Source organism: Actinoplanes sp. NPDC026619 (assembly GCF_040638295.1).
Taxonomy (GTDB): domain Bacteria; phylum Actinomycetota; class Actinomycetes; order Mycobacteriales; family Micromonosporaceae; genus Actinoplanes.
Genome location: NZ_JBEZYA010000021.1, coordinates 124,106 through 141,408 on the forward strand (window position 1 = coordinate 124,106; position 17,303 = coordinate 141,408).

At 71.2% G+C, this 17,303-nt stretch carries 21 protein-coding genes; 15 read left to right on the forward strand and 6 right to left on the reverse strand.

All coding sequences use genetic code 11. The annotated features are described in order from the left end of the window. Positions 1-7 precede the first annotated feature (7 nt). A complete protein-coding gene (locus AB0E90_RS36415; RefSeq protein WP_360416097.1) occupies positions 8-934 on the reverse strand; it encodes a pyridoxamine 5'-phosphate oxidase family protein in 927 nt (308 codons plus the stop codon). Positions 935-1,024: 90 nt separating this feature from the next. Here AB0E90_RS36415 and AB0E90_RS36420 point away from each other — a divergent pair, with 90 nt between their 5' ends. Beyond that, positions 1,025-2,428 (forward strand): hypothetical protein, encoded by a 1,404-nt coding sequence (locus AB0E90_RS36420; protein ID WP_360416099.1) that lies wholly within the window; start codon positions 1,025-1,027, stop codon positions 2,426-2,428. On the opposite strand, the gene AB0E90_RS36425 is transcribed toward AB0E90_RS36420, so the two are convergent. Next, on the reverse strand, positions 2,400-3,614 hold the full coding sequence (locus tag AB0E90_RS36425; RefSeq protein WP_360416101.1) for a PLP-dependent aminotransferase family protein: 1,215 nt from the start codon (positions 3,612-3,614) through the stop codon (positions 2,400-2,402). The two genes, AB0E90_RS36420 and AB0E90_RS36425, sit on opposite strands and share 29 nt — an antisense overlap. Before the next feature lie 143 nt (positions 3,615-3,757). Further along, positions 3,758-3,964 carry a CDGSH iron-sulfur domain-containing protein gene (locus AB0E90_RS36430; protein ID WP_360416103.1) on the reverse strand — a complete coding sequence of 69 codons (207 nt, stop codon included), beginning with the start codon at positions 3,962-3,964 and terminating at the stop codon, positions 3,758-3,760. A gap of 47 nt (positions 3,965-4,011) precedes the next feature. Here AB0E90_RS36430 and AB0E90_RS36435 point away from each other — a divergent pair, with 47 nt between their 5' ends. The 3 genes from AB0E90_RS36435 to AB0E90_RS36445 are packed head-to-tail and all read left to right on the forward strand — an operon-like array spanning position 4,012 to position 6,322. Further along, complete coding sequence (locus AB0E90_RS36435; protein ID WP_360416105.1) at positions 4,012-4,968, forward strand: iron-containing redox enzyme family protein; 957 nt, start codon at positions 4,012-4,014, stop codon at positions 4,966-4,968. Positions 4,969-5,009: 41 nt separating this feature from the next. Beyond that, positions 5,010-5,600 (forward strand): RNA polymerase sigma factor, encoded by a 591-nt coding sequence (locus AB0E90_RS36440; RefSeq protein ID WP_360416107.1) that lies wholly within the window; start codon positions 5,010-5,012, stop codon positions 5,598-5,600. Then, complete coding sequence (locus AB0E90_RS36445; RefSeq protein ID WP_360416109.1) at positions 5,597-6,322, forward strand: hypothetical protein; 726 nt, start codon at positions 5,597-5,599, stop codon at positions 6,320-6,322. The genes AB0E90_RS36440 and AB0E90_RS36445 overlap by 4 nt, the downstream gene beginning before the upstream one ends. 47 nt (positions 6,323-6,369) lie before the next feature. Here AB0E90_RS36445 and AB0E90_RS36450 read toward each other — a convergent pair whose 3' ends face one another. Beyond that, a complete protein-coding gene (locus tag AB0E90_RS36450; RefSeq protein WP_360416111.1) occupies positions 6,370-7,137 on the reverse strand; it encodes an aminoglycoside phosphotransferase family protein in 768 nt (255 codons plus the stop codon). Between the two features lie 10 nt (positions 7,138-7,147). After that, the gene (locus AB0E90_RS36455; protein ID WP_360416113.1) at positions 7,148-7,342 is read right to left on the reverse strand and encodes a hypothetical protein; all 195 of its coding nucleotides are present in this window, start codon (positions 7,340-7,342) and stop codon (positions 7,148-7,150) included. Positions 7,343-7,430: 88 nt separating this feature from the next. Here AB0E90_RS36455 and AB0E90_RS36460 point away from each other — a divergent pair, with 88 nt between their 5' ends. The 9 genes from AB0E90_RS36460 (at position 7,431) to AB0E90_RS36500 (ending at position 15,990) form a co-directional block, all read left to right on the forward strand. Further along, the gene (locus AB0E90_RS36460) at positions 7,431-8,084 is read left to right on the forward strand and encodes a hypothetical protein (protein ID WP_360416115.1); all 654 of its coding nucleotides are present in this window, start codon (positions 7,431-7,433) and stop codon (positions 8,082-8,084) included. After that, on the forward strand, positions 8,074-9,069 hold the full coding sequence (locus AB0E90_RS36465) for a TIGR03617 family F420-dependent LLM class oxidoreductase (protein ID WP_360416117.1): 996 nt from the start codon (positions 8,074-8,076) through the stop codon (positions 9,067-9,069). The genes AB0E90_RS36460 and AB0E90_RS36465 overlap by 11 nt, the downstream gene beginning before the upstream one ends. 535 nt (positions 9,070-9,604) lie before the next feature. After that, a complete protein-coding gene (locus AB0E90_RS36470) occupies positions 9,605-10,606 on the forward strand; it encodes a sulfotransferase (RefSeq protein WP_360416119.1) in 1,002 nt (333 codons plus the stop codon). 60 nt (positions 10,607-10,666) lie between these two features. Then, positions 10,667-11,149, forward strand: coding sequence for a hypothetical protein (locus tag AB0E90_RS36475; RefSeq protein ID WP_360416121.1), 483 nt, complete (start codon positions 10,667-10,669; stop codon positions 11,147-11,149). A gap of 91 nt (positions 11,150-11,240) precedes the next feature. Beyond that, positions 11,241-12,323, forward strand: coding sequence for an efflux RND transporter periplasmic adaptor subunit (locus AB0E90_RS36480; protein WP_360416123.1), 1,083 nt, complete (start codon positions 11,241-11,243; stop codon positions 12,321-12,323). 56 nt (positions 12,324-12,379) lie between these two features. Next, a complete protein-coding gene (locus AB0E90_RS36485) occupies positions 12,380-13,531 on the forward strand; it encodes an HlyD family efflux transporter periplasmic adaptor subunit (protein WP_360416125.1) in 1,152 nt (383 codons plus the stop codon). Next, positions 13,531-14,250: an ABC transporter ATP-binding protein gene (locus tag AB0E90_RS36490; RefSeq protein WP_360416127.1), complete on the forward strand. Its 720-nt coding sequence runs from the start codon at positions 13,531-13,533 to the stop codon at positions 14,248-14,250. The genes AB0E90_RS36485 and AB0E90_RS36490 overlap by 1 nt, the downstream gene beginning before the upstream one ends. Further along, positions 14,247-15,452, forward strand: coding sequence for an ABC transporter permease (locus tag AB0E90_RS36495; RefSeq protein ID WP_360416129.1), 1,206 nt, complete (start codon positions 14,247-14,249; stop codon positions 15,450-15,452). The genes AB0E90_RS36490 and AB0E90_RS36495 overlap by 4 nt, the downstream gene beginning before the upstream one ends. Positions 15,453-15,492: 40 nt before the next feature. Beyond that, positions 15,493-15,990, forward strand: coding sequence for a DUF5666 domain-containing protein (locus AB0E90_RS36500; protein ID WP_360416131.1), 498 nt, complete (start codon positions 15,493-15,495; stop codon positions 15,988-15,990). Between the two features lie 7 nt (positions 15,991-15,997). Here AB0E90_RS36500 and AB0E90_RS36505 read toward each other — a convergent pair whose 3' ends face one another. Beyond that, complete coding sequence (locus AB0E90_RS36505) at positions 15,998-16,378, reverse strand: DUF427 domain-containing protein (RefSeq protein WP_360416133.1); 381 nt, start codon at positions 16,376-16,378, stop codon at positions 15,998-16,000. Positions 16,379-16,421: 43 nt separating this feature from the next. Here AB0E90_RS36505 and AB0E90_RS36510 point away from each other — a divergent pair, with 43 nt between their 5' ends. Further along, positions 16,422-16,877, forward strand: a complete 456-nt coding sequence (locus tag AB0E90_RS36510; protein WP_360416135.1) for a YbaK/EbsC family protein — start codon at positions 16,422-16,424, stop codon at positions 16,875-16,877. 9 nt (positions 16,878-16,886) lie between these two features. Beyond that, a complete protein-coding gene (locus AB0E90_RS36515; protein ID WP_360416137.1) occupies positions 16,887-17,237 on the forward strand; it encodes a UBP-type zinc finger domain-containing protein in 351 nt (116 codons plus the stop codon). Positions 17,238-17,303 lie beyond the last annotated feature (66 nt).

A 17,303-nucleotide genomic window follows, 5' to 3' on the forward strand; every position in this document is an offset into this window, starting at 1 on the left:
CGATCATCTAGAGCGTGGCGCGCAGCTCCCGGTAGGCCTTCCACGGGATCGACGGGCGCTCCAGGCCGCGCTTGGCCAGGTACTTCTTGGTGGTCGCCCGGGTGTTGCGGACGATCCGGATCGGCTCGGCGAGGCCGGCCTTGCTGCGCTGGGCCGGCTCGATCAGCCGCTCCGGCGTGAGCAGGCCGTCCTCGAGGGTGCCGGTGACGACCGCGCTGTGCAGATTCGTCAGCTGGTCGTCGTGCCGGTGCACCAGCAGGCTCGCGCGCCCACCGGCCACCTGCGCATCTTCCGGCAGGGCGACGCGATAACGGCCACCTTCGGCGGCCACGGTGGTGCGCAGGAGAGTCGGCGCGCCGTCGGCATCGAGAGAGGCCAGAACCACCGAGGAGTACGCGGCGAGCACTTCCCCGCCGAGCAGGGCAGCACCGGCCTCCCGCGCGGAAAGCACGGGCCCCGGCGGAGGCAACGGCCGCGTGGTGATCTCCTCCGGACTGACCGTGACCAGCAGCCGCATGAAATAGAAGTCGGTCAGCGCGGTGGCCGGCCAGTCGAGATACTTCTGGCAGCTCGGCTGCCGCTCGAACAGCCGCAGCCAGAAGTCGGCCAGGTCGCCGTCCGGCGCGGTGTGCACCTCATCCGGGCAGACCGCCTTGCCCTTGATCAGGATTTGCGCGGGCGCGTCGAGGCCGCTCGCGTGCGGCTCGGAGAAGAGCACCGCCACCCGGGGGTCGCGCCGGATGTTGAACGCCTTCTGCGGGAACCCGAGCGACGTGGTCAGCAGAAACGTGCCGTCCGGCCGGGAGATCCCCGAGGTGGGCCAGGCCATCGGCGTCCCGTCCTTACCTATGGTGGCCAGCTCACACGTGCGGTAGGCGTTGATCGTCGCGTCCAGCGCGGACCCGGGCTCGAGGGCCCCGAGGGATTCAGGCATGCCGGGCATCCTATTGATCAACATGCCACCCGTGTCACGCGCGTCAATCGAAGGTTGATTAGATCCATCCACCCCGACCGAGGAGACGCCATGCCCGACGAACCCGACGTCTCCGCGCTCCCCACCCAGCGCACCCCCGACCACGACGCCCTCCCACCCGTGGTGGAGGCGCAGCCCGAGCCGGTCGTTGTTGTCGAGCGCGCCCGGTCCCGCGGGCGGGTGCGGATCGTGCTGGGGGTGGTGGCTGCTCTCGCCGTACTCCTGGTGGGGGTGATGGTCTTCAAGCCCGGCGCGGCGCCGAAAGGCGCGGCAGTCGCGGCGACCAGCGCGGCGCCCGCGTCGAGCGCACCGCCCGCGACGCCATATGACCGGGCGGTGGCGGTGTTGCAGGAGCAGGCGGCGGCGCTCCTGCGCGGGGACGAGGCGGCCTGGCTCGCGGCGGTCGACCCGGCGAAGGTCGCGCTGGTCGCCAAGTACCGGACGACGTTCCGCAACCTGCGCGGGCTCGGGATCACCCGGTTCGAATATCAGGCGGGACTCGGGAAGCCGGTGAAGGGCGACGCCACCGCGGTCGCGATCGCGGTCGACGACGCCTACTGCTTCGGGGACGACATGTGCCCGGCCGATGCGGTCACCGCCTGGGCCAAGCCGCCGCACATCGCGCAGACGATCACCCTGCACGCGGCCGGCGGCAAGTATGTGATCAGCGCGCTGGGCGCCTCGACCGAACCGGACTTCCACCAGCCCACGCCGTGGGAGGACACGGAGCTCGTGTTCGCCCGGGGCAAGCGCGTCGTCCTCGCCGCCGCCAAGGGCCAGGAGAAGTATCTGCGGGCCGTGCTCCCGGTGGCGGAGCAGTCCGCGGCCGTCGCCGACCGCTACGCGGCGCTCAACGGGACCCCGCAGCGTGCCTACCGGATCTTCCTGGCCGGCGAGAAGCAGTGGAAATCGTGGTACGGCGGCGAGGCCGACGAGTGGGCGATCGGGCTGGCCATGCCGCTCAACCGGCGCGGCATCGACGTCATCGCGCGGATGTCCGAGATGGACGACGCGATCATCCTGCGCACCACCGTGCAGCACGAGCTGGGCCACGTGGTGACGCTGACCGGCGCCTTCCGGGCGGACGCGGCCGACGACACCTGGCTCAGCGAGGGCATCGCCGAGTACGTCGGCTGGCAGCCGAGGGGAGCGGCACAGAGCTTCCGCCGGTCGAGCGTGCGGTGGCAGCTCGACCGGAAGGCCCCGAAGTCGATGGTGCCGGCGCAACCGGGACCCAAGGCCCCGGCGCGGGCGGGCGACGCGTTCTACGGACTGAGCCACTGGGCGGCCGACTGCATGGCGAAGAAGTACGGCGAGCCGAAGCTGTTCACCTTCGTACGCCTGGTGCTGACCGAGGACAACAGCTACGACCAGGCATCCCGGGACGCCTACGGCGTGCCGTTCGCGACCGTCGACAAGGCCTGCGTCAGCTGGATCCGCCAGCAGGCGTCCTGAGCACGGCGCTCAGCCGGCGCATGCCCTCGGCGATCTCGGCCGGGGTGTGCGTGGTGAAGGACAGCCGCATGGTGGCGGTGTCCGGCCGGCCGGCGAAGAACGGCGCGCCGGGCACGAACGCCACGTCCCGGGCGAGGGCACCTGGCAGCAGCGTGGCCGTGTCGGCCGCACCGGGCAGCCGCACCCAGGTGAACATGCCGCCGTCCGGGTCGGTCCAGGCGCTGCCGGCCGGCACGGTCGCGGGCATCGCCGCCATCATCGCGTCCCGCCGGGCGCGGTAGGCGTCCTGCAACCCACGGACGTGCGCGTCCACATCGGCGACGCCGAGCCACGCCGCCGCGGCCGCCTGGTCGATCGTGGAGGTGTGCAGGTCGGCGGCCTGCTTGGCGACGGTCAGGGCGGGCCGCAGCGCGGCCGGCGTGCGCACCCAGCCGAGTCGCAGACCGGGCGCGGCAATCTTGGAGAAGCTGCCCAGGTGCAGCACGTGCTCCTCGGCGCCGGCCTGCGCGGCGAGAGCGGCCACCGGCTCGCCGCGGTAACGCAACTCGCCGTACGGGTCGTCCTCGACCACCCACATGCCGTGCGCGGCGGCGAGCGAGGCAACCTCGGCCCGCCGGTCGAGCGGCAGGGTGCGCCCGGTCGGGTTGGCGAACGTCGGCACCAGGTAGAGCAGCTTCGGCCGCGCCGTGGCGATGACCTCCCGCAGGGCGACCGGGTCGATGCCGTCCGCGTCGGAGGGGACGGTCACGATCCGGCAGCCGGCCAGCTGAAAGCACTGCAGCGCGGCGAGATAGGTCGGCTCCTCGACCGCGACCACGTCACCCGGGTCGAGCAGGGCGGCCGCGATCAGCGTGAGGGCCTGCTGCGAGCCGGTGGTGACAAGCAGATCGGCGGCGGAGGTGGGCAGCCCGCGCGCGGTCATCCGGGCGGCCACGTGCGTGCGCAGGTCGAGGTTGCCCTCGGTCGGCGCGTACTGCAGGTGGCGGCGCCCGTCCGGCGCGGAAAGCACCCGGTCGAACGCGGCCCGCACCCCGTCGAGGTCGAACAGCTCGGGCGCGGGCAGTCCACCGGCAAACGAGATCACCGACGGCTTGTCGACAAGAGCAAGCAGGTCACGAACGGGCGAGCTGGCAACGCCGGCGAGCCGCTGAGCGGGCAGCGCGGGGCGGACGGCAGGGTGCGTCATGGCAGAGACTCCAGGTCAGGCAGGGCAACTTAGGCGTCCGGGGGCCTGGCGGTTGAGCCGGCCGCACGCGGAGGCGGAAAAACAGGCTGCCTGATCGAGGAGCCGACCATCACCTTAGCGCTTGTTCAGCACTGAACGATAGTTCAGGTCCGGAAGTTGACCTTCTTGTGCGTGCCATCACAGAACGGCTTGCTGGCGGACCGCCCACACCGGCACAGCGCAATCGTCCCGCGACCGGGATCGATCGCCTCCCCGTCAGGCGTACGCAGCTCAAAATCCCCCCGCACGATCAACGGCCCGTCCTCATACGGCGTGATCGTGGCGGGCCTGCGCCGAAGCCTGCGAAACATGCCCTACCCTAGCGTTTTTGCAGGTCTTGCTGCGAAGGCGGCTCGGCATGGAACTTCCGGCTCCGCGCGGCCCGGTCTCGGCTGCGGTGATCGGCGTCCTGAGCGGGCGCGACCCCGCGATTCTCGCCGGGCTCGTGGTGGCGGCGGGCGACCCGGTCCGGGACGACGATCTCCAGCTGGCGTTGTTCGTCTGCTACGAGTTGCACTATCGGGGCTGGGACGGCGTCGACGACCGGTGGGAGTGGAATCCCGGGCTGCTGGCGGCGCGCGGCCGGATCGAAGCGGTGTTCGAGGCGGCCCTGCGATCGACGGTGGGCGAGATCAAGACGCCGGATCCGCGGGACGTGCCGAAACTGCTGACCGAAATTGTCCAGGACGAGGGGCCGCCGCTCTCGGCGTACCTCAGCAGTCGGGCCGATCTTGGGCAGTTCCGGGAGTTCGTCGCTCAGCGTTCCGTCTATCACCTGCGTGAGGCCGACCCGCACACCTTTGCCATCCCGCGTCTGGCCGGTCGGCCGAAGGCCGCGCTGGTCGAGATCCAGCAGGACGAGTACGGCAACGGCGATCCCGAGCGCATGCACCAGGAGCTGTTCCGCGCGACGATGCGCTGGTTCGGCCTCGATCTCACCTACGGCGCCTTCGTCGGCACCGCCTCCGCGCTGACGCTGGCGATCAACAACCTGATGTCGCTGTTCGGCCTGCACCGGCGGCTGCGCGGCGCGCTCATCGGGCAGCTGGCCGCGTTCGAGATGACCTCGTCGCTGCCCAATCGCGCCTACGGCAACGGCCTGCGCCGGCTCGGTGGGACCCCGGACGCCACCCTGTTCTACGACGAGCACGTGATCGCTGACGCCGTGCACGAGCAGATCGCCGCGCACGACCTGTGCGGGTCGTTCGCCGCCGCCGAACCCGAGGCCGCCGCCGAAATCCTCTTCGGCGCCCGCTGTGCCATGCTCCTCGACGCCTACTGGGCCGAGGAAATGCTCGGGAGATTCCAGGTGTGACACAAACGGATCCCCATGCGCTGGAACGGATGGGGGTGTTCATGACGGCTGAGGACGACGAGCTCGCTGCGGTGCTGCCGGCGGCGCGGGCCGGCGACGAGACGGCGTTCCGGATGGTCTACCGGGCCCAGCACCCGGCGCTGCTGCGCTACCTGACGGTGCTGGTCGGTGCGGACGCCGAGGACGTCGCCTCCGAGGCGTGGCTGCAGATCGCCCGCGACCTGCGCTCGTTCGCCGGTGACTGGGACGGGTTCCGTGGCTGGTCGGCGACGATCGCCCGGCACCGTGCCATGGACCATCTGCGCCGCAGCCGCCGCCGGCCGGTCTCGGCCGTTCCGGTCGAGCTCGTCGCCGCCGATCTGGTGGCCGCGCAGGACACCGCCGAGCAGGTCCTGGAGAACCTCGGCACCGACGCGGCGGTGGCGCTGATCGCCTCGCTGCCCCGTGATCAGGCCGAGGCGGTGATGCTGCGGGCCGTGCTCGGGCTGGACGCGGCCTCGGCCGGCAAGGTTCTCGGCAAACGGGCGGGGGCCGTCCGCACCGCGGCGTATCGGGGGTTGCGCACGCTCGCACAGCGATTTCCCGGCGATGTGACGCCACGGCCGGCGACGGCGCTGAGGGGAGTGAGATGAGCATTCACGAAGATCACCGTCCGTTCAGCCGGGACACCGCGGAGCTGTTGCTGCGTGGTGACACCACGGCCCACCCCGCTGTGGGCGCCGTGCTGGCGGCCGCGTCGGCGCCGGCCACCGGTCGCCGCACCGCGGCCGAGGACGCGGCGGTGGCGGCCTTCGCGGCTGCCCATCTGACATCCCCACGCTCCCGGAGGATCCAGATGCTCAAGACCACCCTGGCGAAGATGCTCACCGTGAAGGTCGTGGCGGCGATCGCCGCGCTCGGCGCCGGTGGCGTAGCGGTCGCCGCCGGCACCGGCACGCTGCCCGGCCCGCTCCACAAGCCGGCGCGGCAGCACGCGCCGGCGCTCGCCTGGCCCTCGTCCGCGCACTCGGACTCGCCCGAGTCGCACCCGTCCGGCAGTCCGTCGGCCCGGCCCAGCCACTCGCTCCCCCCGGGCGACCTGGCGAAGCTCTGCGCGAAGTGGACGGCCCGCCCCGCCGAGCAGCGCGGCAACGCCCTGGCCGAGCCGGAGTTCGGCAACCTGGTCAGGGAGGCGGGCCGCAGCGACCGCGACCGCGTCGACAATTTCTGTGCCGACCTCCGCAAGATCGACCCCAGCGGCAAGCCCGCGCCCCGCCCGTCCGGATCCGCACGCCCCAGCGGATCCGGTAACCCCGGCCCCCGATCGGCGAACCCCCCCAGCGGGACGCCGAACTCCACACGGCCGGGCCGGTGAAAAGCGTCCGTCCCGGAGTGGCGCCCCCGCTCCGGGACGGACGCCCCTCAGCGGCCGCCGGCGAGGAACTCCCGGCTCCAGCTGATCTGCGCCTCGAACTGCTCGAACCAGCCGTCGTTCTGCCAGTCCACCTGCGGCTGACGACCCTCGGCGGCAAGCCGCCGGACCCGGGCCAGGACGGCCTCCTGCTGGGCGACGACGGCTTCGGCCAAACCCTCAAAATCACTGATTCCGTACGCCTGACCGAAGCGTTCCATCCGCGCATGCCGGTCGGGTGGCGCCGGATAGCGCATCCACTGCCGGCTGTGGTCGTCGCTGCGGAACGGCGCCACGTACTCCAGCGCGTAGGCGACGTCGTGCAGCGGCGGCTGCGGCCAGGCGTAGTCCCAGTCGAGGATCCCGACCGGCCGGTTGCCGTGCCACACAAGGTTCCACGGCCCGAAATCACCGTGGCAGACGACCTCCCCGCCGGCGGCCGGCCCCGTGGCCCCGGCCCATATGGGCGCGGACGGCCGGAAGTCGGCGACGGCGTCGTGGTAGTCGCGCAGCAGGCGGGCCATCGCGGTCAGGCCCTCGTCGCCGAGCACCCGCGACCAGCCCGCCGCGCCGGAGTCACCGTCGAGATAGGTCAGTACCTCGCGGCCCTCGTCGTCGATGCCCAGAAAGCGCGCCGCCGCGGTGAAGCCCACGCTCTCCAGATGCTGCAGCAGTTCGTGGATGGTGGCCGACCACGGGTGCAGCGGCCGCCGCACGGTGTCGCCGATCCGCACGACGCGCCGGTGCGGACTGTCCTGCAAGACCTGCGGGTCGTCCATGAACGGCACTCTACGACCGGCGCTCCGGGCCGTGCTCGATCAGGCGGTCGAGCCACTCGACCAGTATCTGTCGCTCGGCGGGGGTCAGCGCATCGAGTCGCGGCGCCCTGGTCCGGAGGGCGACCGCGGTCGTGACGAGGCCGCCGCCGGCCGGACCGGATGCGGGTGGGTCGGTGAGGACCTGCCCGAGAACGGCGTCGCACATGCTCGCGGCGAGGCCGGGATCGCGACTTTCCGGTGGTGTCGCCAGCAGGGTCTGGATGACGCCGATGGCCCCGGCCTCGATGAGACCGATGGCACGTTGCTCGCTGAAGCCCGAAGCGCTCTCCTGGGACGTGGCGGGTTCGCTCTACACCACGCCGATGGCGGGTCTGGGGGCGATCAAGGCGGTGCAGCCCGGCCCGGGCGAGACCATCGTGATCTCCGGCGCGTCCGGCGGGGTCGGCTTCACCGCGGCGCAACTGGCCGTTCGCGCCGGCGCGACGGTGCTCGGCCTGGCCGGTGCCGGCAACTTCGAGTTGCTCCGGAAGCACGGCATCGAACCCGTCCAGTACGGCGACGGCGAGCAGGAGCGCCTTCGCGCCGCGGCCGGGCAGCGCCCCGTCGACGCGTTCATCGACGGGGTCGGCGGCGGTTACCTCGATCTCGCACTCGCCCTGGGTGTGCCGCGCGAGCGGATCGACACCGTCGTCGACTATCGCGGCGCGCAGGAGAAGGGGGTCAAAGCGCTGGGGACGACCGACGCCGGCGGCACTCCCGCGTTGTCCGAACTGGCCCGGCTCGCCGCTGCCGGAGACCTGCACATCCCGATCGCCGCCGGCTACCCGCTCACCGCGGTGCAGGACGCCTACCGCGCCCGCCGCCCGCCGCGCGCACGGGCGAATCGTGTTGCACCCGCAGGAGCTCAGCTGATTCCCGCCGTGTTACTACTTTCTGATGTTGGTTGACTTTGCGGCTGGGGTGGCGGCGTCGCCGCTCGAGGTTCAGGACGCTGCGGCGCAGGCCGAGCGGGACGGTTACGACGGGTTCGGGGCGGCCGAGACCAGGCACGACGTGTTCACGTCGCTCGCCCTGGCGGCGCGGGCCACCTCGGCGATCACGCTGCAGTCCGGGATCGCGGTCGCGTTCGCCCGCAACCCGATGACGCTGGCCATCCAGGCCAACGACCTGCAGCTCATCTCCGGCGGCCGGTTCCAGCTGGGGCTCGGCTCGCAGGTGCAGCCGCACATCGAGCGCCGCTTCGCGATGCCGTGGAGCAAGCCGGCCGCGCGGATGGAGGAGTTCGTCGCGGCGGTGCGGGCCATCTGGGAGTGCTGGCGCACCGGCGAGCGGCTCAATTTCCGCGGCGAGTTCTACCGGCACACCCTGATGACCGACTTCTTCAACCCCGGGCCCAACCCGCACGGCAACCCGCCGGTCTTCCTGGCCGCGGTGGGGGAGCGGATGACCGCGGTGGCCGGCCGGGCCGCGGACGGCATGCTGGTGCACCCGCTGACCAGCCCCGACTATCTGCGCGAGCGCACCCTGCCGATCCTGCGCGAGGCCCGCGACGGCTCGCTCGACGGATTCCAGCTGGGCCTGTCGGCGTTCGTGGTGCTCGGCGCGGACGCGGCGGCGCGCTCGGCGGCGGAGCAGGCGGTCAAGGGGCAGATCGCGTTCTACGCCTCGACGCCCGCTTATCGGCCGGTGTTCGAGCTGCACGGCTGGGGCGAGCTCGCCGACCAGCTCAACGGGCTGTCCCGGCGGCAGGCGTGGGCCGAGATGACCGCGCTGATCACCGACGAGGTGCTCGACACGTTCGCGGTCGGCGGCGACGTGGCCACGGGGCTGCGCGACCGATTCGGCGACACCATCGACCGGATCTCCTTCTACACGCCCTACCCGGTCGCGCCCGAGCTGCTCCGCGACCTTCGCACCGTTATCAAGCTGTGAACACCTTCTGGACCGGCTAGGTCTAGATTGCGGTGATTCCGTTGCTTTGATGACGGGATGCCAAGGGACTCACTCGCCGAGATACGTGCCCGGACCTGCAAGCCGCTCGATGCGTGGTGGATCGTCGCGCTGGTCGACCCGTACGCGATTCGCCTGGTCCGGCTCGTTTCGCCCTGGCGGTGGGTGACCCCGAACCGGCTCACCGCCTTCTCCGCCGTCCTCGGGCTGGCCGCCGGGCTGCGGGGCGGCGGCTCACTGTTCGGCGGCTGGTGCGACGGGGCGCGTGCGTCCGGCGTACATCAGCAGGGTTTCGGGTCTTCGAAGGCGCTGTTCGAACTACGGATTGTGCATGCCCTGTGGCGGTCACTCGGGAAACCCCTGTTCATAGCTTTCCGACAGCATCCGGAGCAGTCACCCACAGCCGCGGCCCCGAAGCTTCTCTCATCCGGCAGCCAGCCGGTGGCTGAGTGGATGGGCCCATCCCCTGGCGCGAATAATGTCCGGATCGCGGTATTTACTCCCGTAAGGTCTGCTCATGCCAACTGATCGCCCGATCTTCATCGTCGGCTGTCCGCGCTCGGGGACCACGATGCTGCAGCTCATGCTGCATGCGCACCCGAGAATTGCGCTCCCCCCGGAGAACCGGTTCGTGCTCCCGGCCTACCAGCGGCGGCATGAGCTCGGCGACCTGCACGACCCGGCCAACCGGCGCGATCTGGCCCGGTGGATGATCGCCACCCCGCAGTTCAACGATCTCGGGCTCGGCGAGCAGCAGGTGATCGACGCCGTGGTCGGCGCGCCCCCCACACTCGGCTCGGCCATCGGCACGGTGTTCCGGCTCTACGCCCAGCGGTTCGGCAAGCCGCGCTGGGGCGACAAGCGCCCGGCCTATCTGCGCAGCCTGCCCGCGCTGCTGCGGATGTTCCCGGACGCGCAGATCATCAACATCCTGCGGGACGGCCGCGACTGCGTGGCGTCCCTCAAGGAGGCGCCGTGGAGCTCCGACGACATCGGCGACCACATCGCCAGCTGGTCCCGCTCCGCCGACGCGTCGCTGCGCGCCGCCCGGCGATACGCGCCGGACACCTACCACGCGGTCCGGTACGAGGACCTGGTCGCCGACCCGGAGACCTACCTGCGCCGGATGTGCGACTTCCTCGAGGAGGAGTACGACCCGGCCATGGCCCGCCCGAACGAGATGGCCTGCGTGGCCGTACCGGAGTACAAGATCTGGCACACCCGCACGCACCAGAGCGTCACCACCGAACGGGTGCGCAGCTGGCAGCAGCGGCTCACCACCACGGAGATCGAACGCTGCGAAGCGGTGTTCGGCTCCCGGTTGCGCCGCCTCGGATATGAGCAGTCCACGTTCGCCGCGCCGACCACCGCCGACCGGGCCGACCGGCTCCGGCTGGCCGTGTTCGACCGGATCGGCCCCGTGCGGGGCCTGATGAACGACGCGCGAGCGGCGGTGCGCACCCGGCGCCGCGAACCCGCCATCGCTGCTCGGCTGACCAGCGGCCAGCGCCTTCGCTGAGCCGTCCTCCCCCCTCGTGCCGCGGCGCGATGCCGCGGCCGGTCGACAAGGAGCACCCCCGTGTCCGTAACCGCCGTTCTGTCCCGTAACCGCCGTGTGGCGGCCGGCCTGCTCGCCGTTTTCGCCGCGGCGACCCTCGCCGCCTGCGGTTCGAGTGACGATTCCAGCGGCGACACCAGCAACACCGGCACCAACAGCAACCAGCAGGGCGGCGGCGGTGGCAACAGCGCCATGACCGCGTATATCAACTGCCTGAAGGAGAACGGCGTGACCATCACGATGCCGTCGCGCGGCACCGGCGGCAACGGCGCGATGCCGTCCGGCGCTCCCGGTGGCGGTAACGGCGGCACACCGCCGTCCGGTGCTCCCGGTGGCGGCAGCGGCGCGATGCCGTCCGGCGCTCCCGGCGGCGGCAACGGCGGAGGCGGTGGCCGCGAGATCACCCAGCCGGACGGCGTCGACGACGCGACCTGGACCAAGGCCACCACGGCCTGCGCCACCCTTAAGCCGACCGCGAGGGCCAGCGCCGCCGCGACCAGCTGAGACGGGCGGGCGCGGTCCCGATCACCGGGACCGCGCCCTTCTTCGCGGAAACCGACCCAACCAACCACTATTGACGGAAAAATCCGGATCTGTGCGGATCAAGTGGATAGCTCTCGGGCTCGTACTCGTGGCCGCCGGCGCCGGCGTCACCGCGATCGTGCTCAGCCAGGACGACGACGGCGCGACAAAGACGACCGTATCGACCGTCGCGGCCGACACCGGGACGGTCGCGGTGAGCGTGGCCGCGACCGGAACGGTGCAGGCCAGCCTCACCCGCACATTGTCGTTCACCGTCGCCGGGACGGTGGAGGTGGTCAACGTGCGGGCCGGCAGCAAGGTCAAGGCCGGGTCGGAGCTCGCCGCCGTCGGCAACGACGACGCGGCCGACGCGGTGAGCGATGCGTCGGACAGCCTGGACAACGCCGAGGACCGGTTGACGGCGGCGAAGAAGGCGGCGGCTTCGGCGACCGCGTCGCCGGCCGCTACCGCATCTATGTCCCCTTCCTTCGGGGCGCGGGCGAATCAGGGCGGCAACACCGCCGGCGGAACGAACGACGACACCGACGCCATCTTCTCGGCGCAGGAGCGGGTCAACTCGGCCGAGTCCGCCCTGGCCGAGGCGAAGGACGCCCTCGCCGGCGCGACGATCACGGCGCCGATCGCCGGCACGATCATGTCGGTGGCCGGTTCGGTCGGCAGTCAGGTCGGCTCCGGCTCGACGTTCATCACCCTGGCCGACACGTACGCCATGCAGGTCTCCGCCTCGTTCCCGGAGGCCGACGCCGGCGCGGTCGCCACCGGCCAGTCCGCCGTCGTCACCCTCGCCGACCGGGTGGGTGAGGAGTTCACCGCGAAGGTCGCCCAGGTCGACCCGGTCGGCACCGACGACGGCACCCTGGTCACCTACGGCGTGCTGCTGTCCTTCACGAAGCAGCCGGCCGACCTGCTCGTCGGGCAGAGCGCGTCGGTCGAGATCACCACCGGCTCGATCGCCAAGGCGCTGCGCGTGCCGACCACCGCCGTGCACGACGTCGCCGACGAGCGCGGAACGGTGCTGGTGAGCGCGGCCGGCAAGACGGCGCGGCGCGAGGTAAAGGTGGGGCTGCGGGGCGGCCAGTACACCCAGGTCGTCTCCGGTGTCACCGGGGGCGAACTGGTCGTTCGATCCTGGTAGCCGGGCTTTTCTCCGGTTTCGCCGCGATGGACGGTTATCGCCGGTAAACATGAGACGTGCGCCGGCTCCCTGCCCTGATCCTCAACCTCGCCCTGGTGTTGCTGACGGCGGGCGCGGCCGGCTGGTCGATCGCGCTGGTGCGGGACACCGGCGCCACGACCACCAAGGCCTCGTCGAGCACCCGCACCGTGACCGTCGCCCAGGGCACGGTCACCTCCACCGTCACCGCCGACGGCACCCTCGCGACCGCCACCACGGCCAGCGCCAGCTTCGACACCTCCGGCACGGTCACCGCCGTCTACGCGAAGGTCGGGCAGGTGGTCAAGTCCGGCCAGCTGCTCGCCAAGGTCGACCCGGCGAGCGTGCAGCGCGCCCTCGACCTGGCCGAGGCGAACCTGGACGCCGCGCAGGACGCGCTCGACCGGGCCGAGGACGCCGGCTCCGACACGACCACCGCCGAGAACAACGTCACCACGGCGAAGCTGGCGGTCGAGGACGCGCAGGCCGACGTGGACGGCACCAAGCTGACCGCGCCGATGGCCGGCACGATCATCGCGGTGAACGGGACGGTCGGCTCGTCGGCCTCCGGGTCGTCCTCGTCGTCCGCGGGCGGCGCCGGCGGTTCGAGCAGCAGCAGTTCCACCAGCTCCGGCTTCATGGAGCTGGCCGACCTCGGTGATCTGCAGGTGACCGCGTCCTTCGGCGAACAGGACGCGACCAAGCTGAAGATCGGCCAGGCCGCCACCTTCACCTGGGACGCGCTCAGCGACGCGACCGCCACCGGGAAGGTGACCGCGATCGACCCGTCCGCGACGACCACCAACAGCGTCAGCACGTACGGGGTGACGGCCAGCGTCGACACCCTGCCGGACGGCGCGAAGCCCGGGCAGTCGGTCAGCGTCGTGGTCACCACCGGCACGGCCACCAGCGCCGTCTCGGTCAGCTCGGCCGCGGTCACCGTCTCCGGCACCCGCTACACGGTCACGGTGCTGGGCAGTGACGGGACCACCGAGACCCGGACGGTCAAGGTCGGGGTCAAGGGTGACGACTCCTACCAGATCACCGACGGTCTCACCGTCGGCGAGAAGGTCGTCGTGCCGGAGACCAGCACCTCCAGTTCGAGCACCAACACCCAGAGCGGTAGCGGCTCCGGGTTCGGCAGCGGCTCCGGGGGCGGCGCCCCCGGCGGGGGCGGGGGACCGCCCTGATGCATCCGGTTCTCGACTGCCGGTCACTGACCAAGGTGTACGGCGAGGGCGACACCACCGTGCACGCGCTGCGCGGGGTGTCGCTCGCCGTCGAGCGCGGCGAGTACGTCGCGATCATGGGCTCCTCCGGCTCCGGCAAGTCCACGCTGATGAACATCCTCGGCTGCCTGGACATCCCCAGCGGCGGAAAATACCTGTTGGACAGCGTGGACGTCTCCCAGCTGTCCGACCGCCAGCTCGCCCTCGTCCGGAACCGCCTGATCGGTTTCGTCTTCCAGTCGTTCAACCTGATCCCGCGCACCAGCGCGCTGGCCAATGTGGAGCTCCCGCTCGCCTACGCCGGCGTGCACGCGCGGGCCCGCCGCCGCCGGGCCATGCACGCGCTCGAGACGGTCGGCCTCGCCGACCGCTACGACCACGAACCCAACCAGCTCTCCGGCGGCCAGCAGCAGCGCGTTGCCGTCGCGCGGGCCCTGGTCACCGAGCCGGCGCTGCTGCTGGCCGACGAACCCACCGGAAACCTGGACAGCCACTCCACCGAGGACGTACTGACCGTCTTCGACGAACTCCGAGCCGCCGGTCGTACCATCGTCCTGATCACGCACGAGCCCGAGGTCGGAGCCCGGGCCGATCGCTTGATCAAACTCTTCGATGGTCAGATCCAGTCCGACGAGCGGCAGCACGCCGTCGGCAGGCACGCGGTGGGAGCCCCGGGATGAGCTTTGGCGAGATCATTCGGTTCGCGTTGCGCGGTCTCGCGGCGAACAAGCTGCGATCCGGGCTGACCATGCTCGGCATCCTGATCGGTGTCGCGTCGGTGATCCTGCTGGTCGCGGTCGGCAACGGCTCGGCCAAGGCGGTCGCCGACCGGATCTCCGCGCTCGGCACGAACACGCTGACCGTGTCGACCAGCGGCGGCCGGGGCGGGACGACCACCACCGGCGGGCTGACCCTGAAGGTCGCCGACGCGCTCGACGACCCGGTGCTCGCGCCCGACGTGAAGTCGGTGTCGCCGCTGGTGAGCACGTCGGCGACGATGGCCTACGGCAGCACCTCGTACGACGTGAACTCGTTCGTCGGCTCCACCCCCAGCTACTTCACCGCGGCCAACTACCCCCTCGCGTCCGGCGCCGCGTTCAGCGAGGACGACAACGCGCAGGGCCGCCGGGTCGTGGTGATCGGGCAGACCGTCGCCGAGGAGATGTTCCCCGGTGTCGACCCGATCGGCGAGCAGGTCACCGTCAGCGGGGCGCTGTTCACCGTGGTCGGCGTGCTCGACGAGAAGAGCTCGAGCGGCGGTTTCCAGGACGCCAACGACGTCGCGATCGCGCCGATCACCGCGGTCCGTCAGGTGCTCACCGGTTACGGCGCGATCAACTCGATCCTGGTCGAGGCCGCGAACTCGAAGATGGTCAGCACGGTGCAGAGCGAGATCACCGTGATCCTCAACCAGCGGGTGCCGACCAGCTCCAGCGGCACCGCCGGCTACACCGTGCGCAGCGCGTCGCAGCTGCTCGAGACCCAGACCGAGACGGCCGACACGTTCACCACGCTGCTCGGCGCGGTCGCCGCGATCAGTCTGCTGGTCGGCGGCATCGGCATCACCAACATCATGCTGGTGACCGTCACCGAGCGGACCCGGGAGATCGGCATCCGCAAGGCGCTCGGCGCGCCCCGCCGGGTCATCCTGACCCAGTTCCTGATCGAGGCGACGCTGCTCAGCTTCATCGGCGGCGGCCTCGGCGTGGCCGCGGCGCTGATCGGCGCCAACTTCAAGATCGTCGGCGTGACGCCGGTCGTCGTGCCCAGCTCGGTGATCCTCGCCCTCAGCGTCTCCGTGGTCATCGGCCTGTTCTTCGGCGGCCTGCCCGCCGCCCGCGCCGCCCGGCTGCGGCCCATCGACGCACTTCGGTACGAGTAACAGGGGGATCCGCCATGAGTGAGCGAAGCGGAGAGCTGGCATGAGCGACAGCGATACCGAAGTTCTGGAGCCGCCGGTCGATGAAGACTTGCCCGCTCAGCTGTCGAAGGCGGCGCCCCGCCGGTGGTTCAACCGGGCCACCCCCGTACTCCTCGGGGTGTTTCTGCTGGCCGGCGGTTTTCTCGGCGGGGTTGGGGCGCAGAAGCATTGGGGCAAGACGTCGTCGTCCGGCACGTCGGCAGTCACTCGCAGCGGGAGTTTCTCGGGGCAGATGCCGAGCGGGATGGGAGCGTCCGGCGGCCCCGGCGGAGGCTTTGGCGGCGGCACCGCGACGGTCGGCACGATCAAGTCGATCTCGGCGAGCGCGCTGACCATGACGACCGCGGCGGGCAAGACGATCACCGTGAAGATCGCCGAGTCGACCAAGGTGCAGCAGACCATCACCGTCGCGAAGCTGAAGGCCGGTCAGTCGCTGTCGGTGCAGGGGAGCACGGCCACCGACGGGTCGATCACGGCGACGTCGGTGACCGCCTCCTGACGGCTGATCAGTCCTGCTGGACCTCGATCGAATCGACCCGGCCGGTCCAGAACGCGACGTGGCCCGCGATCTCGGCCACCGCGTCGTGCGGTTTCGAATATTCCCAGACGGCGTCGACGGCCTGGTCGCCGCCGGCCGGGATGGAGTAGTAACTGGCGTCGCCCTTGAAGGGGCAGTAGCTCTCCGTCACCGTCCGCTCGAGCAGGTTTTGATCGACATCGGCCAGCGGCACGTACTGCACCGGGGGATACGTCGATTCCTGCAGGGTGAGGGCATGGCGCGAGTCCGCGACGACCTTGCCGCCGGAGGTCACGACGACCCGCCCGGCCGTCGGGGTGATCGTGATCGGGTGGCTTGGCCCGGGTTGAAGCACCGGCTTGTCAGACATACGTGAAACGTACTCCGCACCTCTGACAGTTATTGTTGATCTCATGCCGTCGCCCGCTGAACAGGCCGCTCTCGAACTGGGTGTCGCCCACCACGTGGTGCGCCACGGGCCGGTGTCGACCGTCGCCGAGGCCGCCGCCGCGCAGGGCGTCGAGATCCGTGACCTGGTCAAGACCATCGTCGTGCGCCGGGCCGAGGGGGAGTATGTTTTCGTGCTCGTCCCCGGCGACCGGCAGATCTCCTGGCCCAAACTGCGCGCCCAGCTCGGCGTCAACCGGCTCTCCCTGCCCGACGCGGCCACCGCCAAGGAGGCCACCGGCTACGAGCGCGGCACGATCACCCCGTTCGGCTCGGCCAAGGCGTGGCCGGTGATCGCCGACGAGCGCACCCGGGGCCGGACGATCAACCTGGGCGCGGGGGAGCGGGGCGTGGGCCTGCAGGTCGCCGCGGACGACGCGGTGGCGGCCCTGCAGGGGACGTTCGCCGACGTGACCATGTAGGTTTCGGCTGTGACGAGCGAAGACCCGATCCAGCCCGACGTCCCCCCGTCCGGCACCGGCTGCGTGGAGTGCCTCGACGCCGGTGGCTGGTGGTTCCACCTGCGGCGCTGTGCGCAGTGCGGCCACATCGGCTGCTGTGACACCTCCCCGTCGCAGCACGCCACCGCCCACTGGAAGGCCACCGGCCACCCGGTCATGCAGTCCTTCGAGCCGGGCGAGGACTGGTTCTGGGACTTCTCCACCGAAGAGGCCGCCAACGGCCCGTCGCTGGCGCCCGCGGACAGCCGCCCCGCGGACCAGCCCGTCCCGGGCCCGGCCGGCGCCGTGCCCACCGACTGGCGCACCAAGATCCACCGGTAACTCTCCCGTTTACGTCCGGCGCCCTGTCCGGCTGACCTAGAGTCGGCACAGGGAGCCTGACACGGG

Coding starts and splice junctions, on each gene's coding strand:
- AB0E90_RS36415 (WP_360416097.1), bottom strand. CDS start 934: ATGCCTGAATCCCTCGGGGCCCTCGAGCCCGGGTCCGCGCTGGACGCG.
- AB0E90_RS36420 (WP_360416099.1), top strand. CDS start 1,025: ATGCCCGACGAACCCGACGTCTCCGCGCTCCCCACCCAGCGCACCCCC.
- AB0E90_RS36425 (WP_360416101.1), bottom strand. CDS start 3,614: ATGACGCACCCTGCCGTCCGCCCCGCGCTGCCCGCTCAGCGGCTCGCC.
- AB0E90_RS36430 (WP_360416103.1), bottom strand. CDS start 3,964: ATGTTTCGCAGGCTTCGGCGCAGGCCCGCCACGATCACGCCGTATGAG.
- AB0E90_RS36435 (WP_360416105.1), top strand. CDS start 4,012: ATGGAACTTCCGGCTCCGCGCGGCCCGGTCTCGGCTGCGGTGATCGGC.
- AB0E90_RS36440 (WP_360416107.1), top strand. CDS start 5,010: ATGACGGCTGAGGACGACGAGCTCGCTGCGGTGCTGCCGGCGGCGCGG.
- AB0E90_RS36445 (WP_360416109.1), top strand. CDS start 5,597: ATGAGCATTCACGAAGATCACCGTCCGTTCAGCCGGGACACCGCGGAG.
- AB0E90_RS36450 (WP_360416111.1), bottom strand. CDS start 7,137: ATGGACGACCCGCAGGTCTTGCAGGACAGTCCGCACCGGCGCGTCGTG.
- AB0E90_RS36455 (WP_360416113.1), bottom strand. CDS start 7,342: ATGTGCGACGCCGTTCTCGGGCAGGTCCTCACCGACCCACCCGCATCC.
- AB0E90_RS36460 (WP_360416115.1), top strand. CDS start 7,431: ATGGCACGTTGCTCGCTGAAGCCCGAAGCGCTCTCCTGGGACGTGGCG.
- AB0E90_RS36465 (WP_360416117.1), top strand. CDS start 8,074: ATGTTGGTTGACTTTGCGGCTGGGGTGGCGGCGTCGCCGCTCGAGGTT.
- AB0E90_RS36470 (WP_360416119.1), top strand. CDS start 9,605: ATGCCAACTGATCGCCCGATCTTCATCGTCGGCTGTCCGCGCTCGGGG.
- AB0E90_RS36490 (WP_360416127.1), top strand. CDS start 13,531: ATGCATCCGGTTCTCGACTGCCGGTCACTGACCAAGGTGTACGGCGAG.
- AB0E90_RS36495 (WP_360416129.1), top strand. CDS start 14,247: ATGAGCTTTGGCGAGATCATTCGGTTCGCGTTGCGCGGTCTCGCGGCG.
- AB0E90_RS36500 (WP_360416131.1), top strand. CDS start 15,493: ATGAGCGACAGCGATACCGAAGTTCTGGAGCCGCCGGTCGATGAAGAC.
- AB0E90_RS36505 (WP_360416133.1), bottom strand. CDS start 16,378: ATGTCTGACAAGCCGGTGCTTCAACCCGGGCCAAGCCACCCGATCACG.
- AB0E90_RS36510 (WP_360416135.1), top strand. CDS start 16,422: ATGCCGTCGCCCGCTGAACAGGCCGCTCTCGAACTGGGTGTCGCCCAC.